Below are 9,197 nucleotides of genomic sequence, written 5' to 3' on the forward strand. Positions count from 1 at the left end.
TGCATCCAAAAATACGGCTTGCCGCTTCATATGCCAGATCTACATCGATTCCACTCAGCTCTCCACTTACCGGATCCTCCTGATAATACGGTGGATCGCCGCTCTGGATTCCCACCCGCAGAACCCCGGATGCCCGGATGTTTTGCAGGTCCTCCGGCAGATCGCCCGGCGCGTCTTTCACATATAATATGCTTCCGTCCGACGGTGTGGCTTCTTCTCCCGTCTGGGATGCGCCATGGCCGCACCCGGAAAGAAATACGGCTGTGGCCATCATCGCAGCCGTCACGACGGGAAGTTTCTGACAGACACGCCTGAACCATCCTCGGCTTTTTTTGTGTTCTTTCTTATATAAGTACATTTCTTATCTTCTCACCTCTGCTATCTTTTTTACTGCCTTTCTGTCATAGTCAGATGGAATATTTAATTTATGACATGCGAAAAAAATGTCAGTGACACCTCTCGCAGACATTTTTCCTTTTTCATATTCGCCGCCGCTGTGCCACGTATCGTTCGATCGTTCCAGCCATCGTTCTCATCTTTCAAACAAAAAAAAGCATAAATCATTCTCTTAAAAGACGGTCTTTCCGAAAACCTTTCTAATAAAAGAAGTTTATGCCATACCCAGTAGTCTAAAATATCCTTTTTCTTCAAACATTTCGGGCAACCAGGTCCAAAAATCTTATTTAATTCACTCATACTCATATCCCTGTCTAGCCCCCAGATAGAAGTGAATCCATAGGTACCATTTCCGTCCACAGGATCGATTTTCCACTTTTTCCACTATCTTTTTATATAATATCACGGTGTTTTGCAGATGTCAATTTTGGGGTTGAATAAATAACAACTGAATTCGGCGTTTTCATTACAGCTCAGGCGTCATTCATAACTCATTGTAAAAAATGACGAAATTTATTTTGAGAACACTGCATTGCACTTTATTTTACTTTACCCTATAATGTTTATAAAAACAATCCAATTCTTACAGTCATAAAAGATACGGAACGACTGCCCTGGCAGCCATATCCTACTTTTATATCATAAAGGAGATAAGCAAATGAAATTATCCCTCGGAATTGACATCGGCAGTTCCAGCACCAAGGCGGCGGCGCTGGATGAGCATGGCACTCTGCTCGGTACGCTTCAGGTTCACGCGGATGACCCGCGCACCTCAGCTTACGGTGTTCTCGGGCGTTTCCTGGATCAGCAGGGCGCTTCGTTTGACGATGTTGAAAAAATCGTCCTGACCGGGCTCGGTTCGACGTATTTCCATGAAAATATCTTCGGCATCCCGACCATCCATGCCCTGGAGCTGGATGCCATCGGGCGCGGCGGCTTATACCTGTCCGGGCTTGACGAAGCGCTGGTGGTCAGCCTTGGAACCGGCTCTGCCTTTATCCGCGCTTCCAAGACAAACGGCTTCCGTCATCTGGGCGGAAGCGGTGTCGGCGGTGGGACACTTGCCGGCATGGCGGAGCGCTTTCTCGGCGTCACCGACATTTTTGCCCTCTCAGAGATGGCGCTGCGCGGCAATAAGGCCATGGCAGATCTCCGCATCGCCGACGTGCAGGAGGAAGATGTCCCGGGACTTGCCGCCGACTTAACCGCTGCCAATTTTGGGCGAATCAAAAGCGGCGCCTCGGATGCTGACCTGGCTGCCGCTCTTTTCAATATGATTTATGAAAATGTGGGTGTGATGGCGTCCCTGGCGCTCAGCCGGGACACCACCCGGAATGTCGTCCTGACCGGTTCTCTCGCCAGCCTTGCGCCTGCTGCAAAGACCTTTGACATTTTCAATCAGATGCACGATGTCTTTGGAATCGACTATATCATTCCGCCTCATCCGTCTTTCGCCACGGCAGTCGGAGCGCTTTTATGTGAGTCTCTGCCGGAGAAGTAAGATCACGGACGGCTCCCAGCAGATCGGAGGCTGCGATCAGGGCGCTTCCTGCGAAGATAAAAAAGTCTCCCAGATTAAAGACGATCTTTTCCAGGTATTTACACCGGATGCTGAAATAATCTACCACATAACCGCGTTTGATGCGGTCATACAGGTTGCTTAAACCACCCGCCGTGATGAGGGCAAAACCGATCCGATCGGCTTTTCTGCCTTCGTCCCGGCACAGTAACCATGTCAGAATGCCCGCTGCCGCCGAGGTAAAGACAACCGGCACCATGCGGACCAGTTCTTTCTTTTCTTTTTTTACCCCAAAACAGAAACCGTCGTTGTGATTGCGGTACAGGCGGATCTTTCCATGACTTTTTTCCATGTCGCGCGGAAAATCTTCCGGTTTCTGGGCTTCTATGTTTTCCTTGCAGAAATAATCGATGCCGAACAGGGCAGCTATCATATACAGGTATTTTTTCATAAGGGCACCTCCTCATATAATTGTCATTATCTAACTTATATTTATTATAACAAGTTTTTCCGACAGAGTATAGGGAAGCTTTCGTATTTTACCGCATATCTTATCTTAAATTCTAAAAAATCTCTATGGAAAACGCTATGAATTGCTCTTCTCTTCCAGACAACCAAACCGCCGATTTTATCGAACGTTTTTTTCCTTTTACCTATAACCAGATTTTGGATAATGATTCCGGCTGCTATGATTTTGTCAATCATGAGTATGTGATCTGGCACCGGTCTCTGGCTGAGGCGCTGCCGCTCTCAGTCCAGCAGTATGGCTATGACTCGATCCCGAATCTTTATACCATATTAGATACATCCAGCCTGGACAGCGCAGGAATTTCCCGGACGGCAGAACAGCCATTTCTCGGAAACAAGGGGCGCGGGGCGCTGATTGGGGTTGTGGATACGGGGATCGATTATACAAATCCCTTGTTACGCGATCCGGATGGAAGCACGCGCATCGCCGCCATCTGGGATCAGACGGTTCCGGGCGCGGGGCTTAGCACGCCGGATCCGATCGATGCGCTGCACTACGGAAGTGTCTACCAGCGTTCCCACATCAACGAGGCGCTGCGCTCGGAAGATCCGCATTCCATCGTCCCCACCTCGGATCCTCTCCGCCATGGCACGCAGATGGCGCTGGTCGCCGCCGGTTCCGAAGATGCCGATGCTTTTTTCTCCGGGGCGGCGCCGGAATCGGAACTGGTCGTTGTCCGCTTGAAACCAGCCAGAACCTATCTTCGCGATTTTTTTCTGATCCGCGAGGATGCCATCGCCTTTCAGGAGGACGACATCATGCTCGGAATCAAGTTTCTTCTTTATATTGCCAGGCAGGAGAAAAAGCCCCTTGTGATCCTGCTGGGTCTTGGCACCAATACCGGAAGCCACAGCGGCACTTCGCCGCTTGGTCTATATCTGAACAGCCTGTCGCGCGCCAGCGGGCAGATTCTGGTCGCCGCCGGAGGCAATGAAACCGGGCGCGGGCACCATTTTCGCAGTGTATTTCCTGCTTCCACCTCCTATGAGGATGTGGAACTGCGGGTCGGTCCCGACGAACGGGGATTTACGCTGGAACTGTGGGCGCGTGAATCGGAGCTTTACAGTGTCGGATTTTTATCCCCCTCCGGCGACGAAACGGGACGCATCCGGCTCTCCGGCAACGAAGAACGCCGGATTCCCTTTCTTCTGGAAGGAACGACCATTCACCTCAACTATACCAGCTCCGATCTGGCGACCGGAAGCGAACTGATCCTGATGCGCTTTGATGCCCCCGCCGCCGGAATCTGGAAAATCCGCGTCTACCACACGCTCTCGATTCAGGGTGAATACCATATGTGGCTGCCGGTGCACGGCTTTATCTCGGATGAAACCTTCTTTCTGCGCCCGGATCCGGACACAACCATCACCGATCCGGGCAATACAGCAGCCATCATCACCACCGCCGCCTACAGCCACCAGACGGGCGGGATCTATCTGCATTCCAGCCGCGGTTTTACCCGCACCAGAACTATCAAGCCCGACCTTGCCGCCCCCGGCGTCCGGCTCCCGCTTCCCGATTATCAGGAGGTAACCGGAACCTCATTTGCCGCCGCCATGACCGCCGGAGCCGCCGCGATCCTGCTCTCCTGGTCTGCCTATACGCCATCAGCCCCGCGGATCAACACCTCGATTGCCAAGGCATTTCTGATCCGCGGGGCTGACCGCCGAAATTCCATCGAATATCCCAGCCGGGAGTGGGGGTATGGGACGTTAAACCTATATAACTCTTTTTTATCCATGAGAAGTTAATTAACTTCTGCTGTTTTCTCTTCACACACAAATTGCTTTTCCGGATCCTTACATCGCTAACTTTCACCACATCCATGACACCGTTCACCGATCATGCTCCTGAAAAGCTATTACCCCCGCATCTCTATCCGTGGACCGCCCTTCTTCTCCAGATACGGGCGCGTGATCACAACGGATCCGATATTCGGATCTTTCGGGATCTCATACATGATATCCATCATAAAATCCTCTAAAATTGCACGCAGCGCACGGGCACCCGTATCTTTTTCCAGAGCCCGCTCGGCGATCCACTCCAGTGCATCGTCCTCAAACACCAGTTTGACCTCATCCAGCGCCAGCAGGCGCTCATACTGCTTGAGGATCGCATTTTTCGGTTCTTTCAGAATCCGCATCAGCAATTCCTTTGTCAGCCCCTGCAGGCTCACAAGCACCGGCAGACGTCCGAGAAACTCTGGAATCATGCCAAAATTCCGCAGATCTTCCGTTGTCACCTGGCTCAAAATATCCGGATCATTGTCAAATTCATCCTTCAAATGGGAGTTGAAGCCCATCGTGGAACGCTTTTTCAGGCGCTCCTTGATGATATCATCCAATCCCGGAAACGCGCCGCCACAGATAAACAGGATGTTGTTCGTATCCACAGTCGCCATCGGCGTGAGTGCATTCTTCTGGTTTGAGCCGACCGGCACCTCTACCTGGCTGCCTTCCAAAAGTTTTAAAAGTTCCTGCTGTACCGACTCACCGCTGACATCGCGGCTCATCGTATTTTTCTTTTTCGCAATTTTATCGATCTCATCGATGAAAATGATGCCTTGCTCAGCTTTCTCCACATCATTTCCAGCCGCTGCCAGAAGCTTGGAGACTACGCTTTCTATATCATCTCCGATATATCCAGCTTCCGTGAGCGCCGTCGCATCCGCGATCGCCAGCGGCACATCCAAAAGCTTCGCCAGCGTCTTGACCAGGTACGTTTTTCCGCTTCCGGTCGGTCCCAGCATCAGGATGTTGGATTTCTCAATCTCCGGCTCGCCGCCCTGCATCTGCATTCCCTGTGCCGCCGCGTTTTCCGCCTTTTCTTCCGTATTTTCATTTGCCCGAAGCTCGTCCTGCTGCCGGAGAATCACGCGCTTATAATGGTTGTAGACTGCCACTGAAACTGCCCGTTTCGCCCGCTCCTGCCCGATCACATACGCATCCAGCTGCGCCTTGATCTGGTGCGGTGCCGGAACATCCTTCATCGTCAGAAATTTCTCCGCGTCTTTTGCCTTGCTCTTTTTCTTGATCTTATTTTTCTCTGGAATCTCTGTATTCGGCATCTGCATGCCCGCAAAATCATTGAGATTCATGTTCATAAACGGCATATTTTGAAGCTTGGAAAAGTCCATGCCCGACTTGGAAATCGAGTCAAATGCTTTCTGCATACACTCATGGCAGAAATTCATCCCGCCCGGCATCGTGATCATCTCTCCCGCCTTGCTCTCCGGGCGGCGGCAGACGTAGCAGATTTTCTCGTAATCATCCGAATGATCTGTACTGGTTTTATTTGTATCTGTTTCGTTTATATTGGTTGTCGTATCTATATTCTGGTTATCACTCATATTTTTATATTTCCTCCAATCTAAAAGCACCTTTTCATTTTATCATAGCTTGTGAAAAACGTAAATCATAACAGCAGCCGTCATTTCGTTTTAAAAACAAAAAATTTCCTATGAAACAAAAAGACAGATGAATCACCGCCCTCTCTGATTACAAGAGGATCTACCGGCGGTTCACCTGCCTTCTTTTCTATATCTTCCTGATTTTATTCATTTCCGCCTCGCAACAGTTCCGTATCTTCACCGTTACGGGCAACTATACATTCCAGCCCACTTCGCTGATGGGGTATTTTCTATCTTCCCAGTTTTCTCTGCGGACTTGCCTGTGATTCACTCTGGCTCTCGTTCTGGCTATCCTGGCTCTGCGGCATATCGCTCTTGGAGCCCAGTGTAATCTGTACGTTTCTCTCGACATATTTGCCATTTTCCAGACTCTGTACCGTCATGGTAACGGTGGAACCTGCCTTATAGTAAGTCAGCAGTTTCTTGAGATCATCACCATTCTTTACCTTCTCACCGTCAAACTTGGTGATAATATCGCGCTCCCGCAGATCCGACCTGGATGCCGCGCCGCCCGCAACAATCTTGTATACATAGATACCTTCCGGCATGCCATACGCCTGCGCCATCTGGCTGTCGATATTCTGAAGCTGGATTCCCAGATAGCCCTGCTCATTCTCATCGACAGCTACCTTCGTCGTCTTCGTCATCAGGTCGCTGATAATATCCTTTGCCTGTGAAATCGGGATCGCATAGCCGATGCCCTCAACACTGGTGTCCGAATACTTCGCCGCATTGATACCGATAACTTCACCGTTCATATTTAAAAGTGCGCCGCCGCTGTTGCCTGGGTTGATCGCCGCATCGACCTGCAGAAGTGTCCGCTCTACGTCGTTGATGGTTATCTTTTTATTTAAAGCGCTGACATAACCGACGGTAACCGACTGCCCCTGTCCCAGTGCGTTACCGATTGCCACAACACCCTGTCCCAGCTTCATGGAATCAGAATCGCCCAGATCGGCTGCCTTAATCTGTTTTCTCGTTTCTTCCGGTATATCCGAAAGCTGTACGGCAATGACTGCCAGATCCGAATCGGAATCAGTACCTTTGACCGCTGCCTTAACGCTCTGGTTATCAATAAAGGTAACCGAAAGTTCCTCGGAATCTTCAACGACATGGTTATTGGTAATAATCAGAAGTTCCGTGTCATTCTGTCCGGCAATGATTCCTGAACCGCTGCTCGGCACCTCGTACTGCTGCTGACCAAACAGCCAGTTGTCCTGTGTATAAATCATCTTATTGTTGATCGCTACAACGGACGGCATCGCTTTCTCTACAATCGAAGAAACATCGTTGCCAATGGAGGCCTGCGTTTTAGTGCCCGCATCTGCCTGTGTCTCCTGGGAAACCTGACCGATCGTTTCCTGTGCGGTCTCACCCGGAAGAAGCCGGTTTGAAAGCGCATTCACGCCGACCATGGTTCCGCCTGCCACACAGCCAAACAAAATGCCCGACATCACAAGTGCCGCAATTTTCTTACCAGTATTCTTAGAGCCATGTCCCCGGCCACTCCGTTCTTCCGGAATATAGCTGCGTTCCGGCTGCTTCTCTGCATTCTCTTTCGGATCTTCTCCGGCTGCTGCCTCCGGTTCTCCATCGAGACTGCCCCGGTAACGAGAATCATGATAACCGCCATAATCGGAAGTTTCTTCTTTTTTAGCAGTATCGTTATTCTTTTCCTCATAAGCGCTGTCCGAATAAGCGCCCTCCGTATAATCTACATCCTGATCGTGTCTCTCATTTCTTTCATTCTCGTCATACATATATTCATACCTCCTGTTCTCAGGAATCACAGCCGCGTACTGTCCATTTTGCGAACCTTCCCGCAGCGGATTGTTCATACTCTTATATTCTATCTCAGGCTTTCTGCCCTCTCTCTGTTTACATGAGATAGTCTATCAGTTATTTGTGATGTAATTGTGAAAATAAAATCATAAATCTGTGAAGTCAAAAACATCTCTCGGTTTTCACTTGTCAGTCCTTCTCTCCTCTTGTATACTTAATGAAAGAAACGAATTTTACATTTTATATGAAAGGACTGTTACATCCATGATGAATACACAGGCAGTTGTCCATATCCGCAAAGGCGAGGCTCGTTCCCTGAAAGCCGGCGGTATGTGGATCTATGATAATGAAATTGAACGAATTGAGGGCGAATTTGAAAATGGCGATATCCTTCGTGTCGAAGATTTTGACGGTTATCCGCTCGGATGTGGTTTTATCAACACCCGCTCCAAGCTTACCGTGCGGATGCTTTCCCGCAAAAAGGATACTGTCATCGACGATGCTTTTATCGAAATGCGCGTCCGCAATGCCTGGGAATACCGCCGTCAGACAGTTGATACCAGCAGCTGCCGCCTGATTTTCGGCGAAGCAGATTTCCTTCCGGGCATCGTGATCGACAAGTTTTCCGATGTGCTGGTCGTTGAATCCCTGGCGCTCGGTATCGACCGTCTGAAACCGCTGATTCTGGAAAAACTCGTCAAGGTGCTTGAGGAAGACGGCATTCATATCCGCGGTATTTACGAGCGCAGCGACGCTAAGGTCCGCTTACAGGAGGGCATGGAGCGCTATAAGGGCTTTATCGGGGAACCATTTGATACAAAAGTAGAGATCGTTGAAAATGGTGTCCGCTATCTGGTAGATGTCAAGGACGGGCAGAAAACTGGCTTTTTCCTCGACCAGAAATACAACCGTCTGGCAATCCAGCGTCTCTGCCCGGGCAAACGCGTTCTGGACTGTTTTACCCACACCGGCTCCTTTGCCTTAAATGCAGCCGTCTCCGGCGCCAAAGAGGTCATCGGCGTGGATGCGTCCGAACTTGCCGTCGCACAGGCGCGTGAAAATGCAGAGTTAAACGGTGTTTCCGGCACTACCACCTTTCAGTGCGCGGATGTCTTTGACCTGCTTCCGGAATTAGAGGCAAAAGGTGAACAATTTGACGTCGTGATCCTCGATCCGCCTGCCTTCACAAAATCCCGCAGCTCGGTCAAAAATGCCATCAAGGGCTACCGCGAGATCAATATTCGCGGTCTGCGTCTGGTAAAGGACGGCGGCTACTTCGCCACCTGCTCCTGCTCCCATTTCATGACGCCGGAACTCTTCACAAAGGCGATTCAGGAGGCAGCCCGCAGCGCCCACCGCCGCCTGCGCCAGATCGAATACCGCACCCAGGCAGCCGACCATCCGATTCTGTGGGCGGGGGATGAGACGTCCTATTATCTGAAGTTCTACATTTTCCAGGTTGTGGATGAAAAGTAACTAAAAGACGGCAACCCGTATTTTTTATTTCACTTTTGCATATATGCAGGTTGCTGTTTTTGTTATATCACGATTCGCATCTTCGA

7 protein-coding genes and 1 pseudogene are annotated in these 9,197 nt (G+C 50.2%); 3 read left to right on the forward strand and 5 right to left on the reverse strand.

The genetic code is table 11. The features are described from left to right. Positions 1-274 (reverse strand): annotated as a pseudogene (locus QVO97_RS00725) (hypothetical protein); the annotation flags it as partial. 146 nt (positions 275-420) lie between these two features. Continuing rightward, positions 421-696 (reverse strand): hypothetical protein, encoded by a 276-nt coding sequence (locus QVO97_RS00730; RefSeq protein ID WP_288188512.1) that lies wholly within the window; start codon positions 694-696, stop codon positions 421-423. Between the two features lie 358 nt (positions 697-1,054). On the opposite strand from QVO97_RS00730, the gene QVO97_RS00735 reads away from it, so the two are divergent. Then, the gene (locus QVO97_RS00735; RefSeq protein WP_022358524.1) at positions 1,055-1,897 is read left to right on the forward strand and encodes a BadF/BadG/BcrA/BcrD ATPase family protein; all 843 of its coding nucleotides are present in this window, start codon (positions 1,055-1,057) and stop codon (positions 1,895-1,897) included. On the opposite strand, the gene QVO97_RS00740 is transcribed toward QVO97_RS00735, so the two are convergent. Further along, complete coding sequence (locus QVO97_RS00740) at positions 1,827-2,366, reverse strand: signal peptidase II (protein ID WP_022358525.1); 540 nt, start codon at positions 2,364-2,366, stop codon at positions 1,827-1,829. The two genes, QVO97_RS00735 and QVO97_RS00740, sit on opposite strands and share 71 nt — an antisense overlap. Positions 2,367-2,581: 215 nt before the next feature. Between QVO97_RS00740 and QVO97_RS00745 the strand changes: the two genes are divergently transcribed. Further along, positions 2,582-4,195, forward strand: a complete 1,614-nt coding sequence (locus tag QVO97_RS00745; RefSeq protein WP_288188516.1) for a S8 family peptidase — start codon at positions 2,582-2,584, stop codon at positions 4,193-4,195. A 110-nt stretch (positions 4,196-4,305) separates the two neighbouring features. On the opposite strand, the gene clpX is transcribed toward QVO97_RS00745, so the two are convergent. Next, a complete protein-coding gene (gene clpX, locus QVO97_RS00750; RefSeq protein WP_022358527.1) occupies positions 4,306-5,793 on the reverse strand; it encodes an ATP-dependent Clp protease ATP-binding subunit ClpX in 1,488 nt (495 codons plus the stop codon). 290 nt (positions 5,794-6,083) lie between these two features. Beyond that, complete coding sequence (locus tag QVO97_RS00755; protein ID WP_022358528.1) at positions 6,084-7,613, reverse strand: S1C family serine protease; 1,530 nt, start codon at positions 7,611-7,613, stop codon at positions 6,084-6,086. 289 nt (positions 7,614-7,902) lie between these two features. On the opposite strand from QVO97_RS00755, the gene QVO97_RS00760 reads away from it, so the two are divergent. Further along, positions 7,903-9,111: a class I SAM-dependent rRNA methyltransferase gene (locus tag QVO97_RS00760; protein ID WP_118469426.1), complete on the forward strand. Its 1,209-nt coding sequence runs from the start codon at positions 7,903-7,905 to the stop codon at positions 9,109-9,111. The last annotated feature ends 86 nt before the right edge of the window (positions 9,112-9,197 follow it).

Origin of the sequence: Clostridium sp. CAG:43, assembly GCF_000434655.1 — a bacterium.
Lineage (GTDB): Bacteria > Bacillota > Clostridia > Lachnospirales > Lachnospiraceae > Otoolea > Otoolea fessa.

Coding starts and splice junctions, on each gene's coding strand:
- QVO97_RS00730 (WP_288188512.1), bottom strand. CDS start 696: ATGAGTGAATTAAATAAGATTTTTGGACCTGGTTGCCCGAAATGTTTG.
- QVO97_RS00735 (WP_022358524.1), top strand. CDS start 1,055: ATGAAATTATCCCTCGGAATTGACATCGGCAGTTCCAGCACCAAGGCG.
- QVO97_RS00740 (WP_022358525.1), bottom strand. CDS start 2,366: ATGAAAAAATACCTGTATATGATAGCTGCCCTGTTCGGCATCGATTAT.
- clpX (WP_022358527.1), bottom strand. CDS start 5,793: ATGAGTGATAACCAGAATATAGATACGACAACCAATATAAACGAAACA.
- QVO97_RS00755 (WP_022358528.1), bottom strand. CDS start 7,613: ATGTATGACGAGAATGAAAGAAATGAGAGACACGATCAGGATGTAGAT.
- QVO97_RS00760 (WP_118469426.1), top strand. CDS start 7,903: ATGAATACACAGGCAGTTGTCCATATCCGCAAAGGCGAGGCTCGTTCC.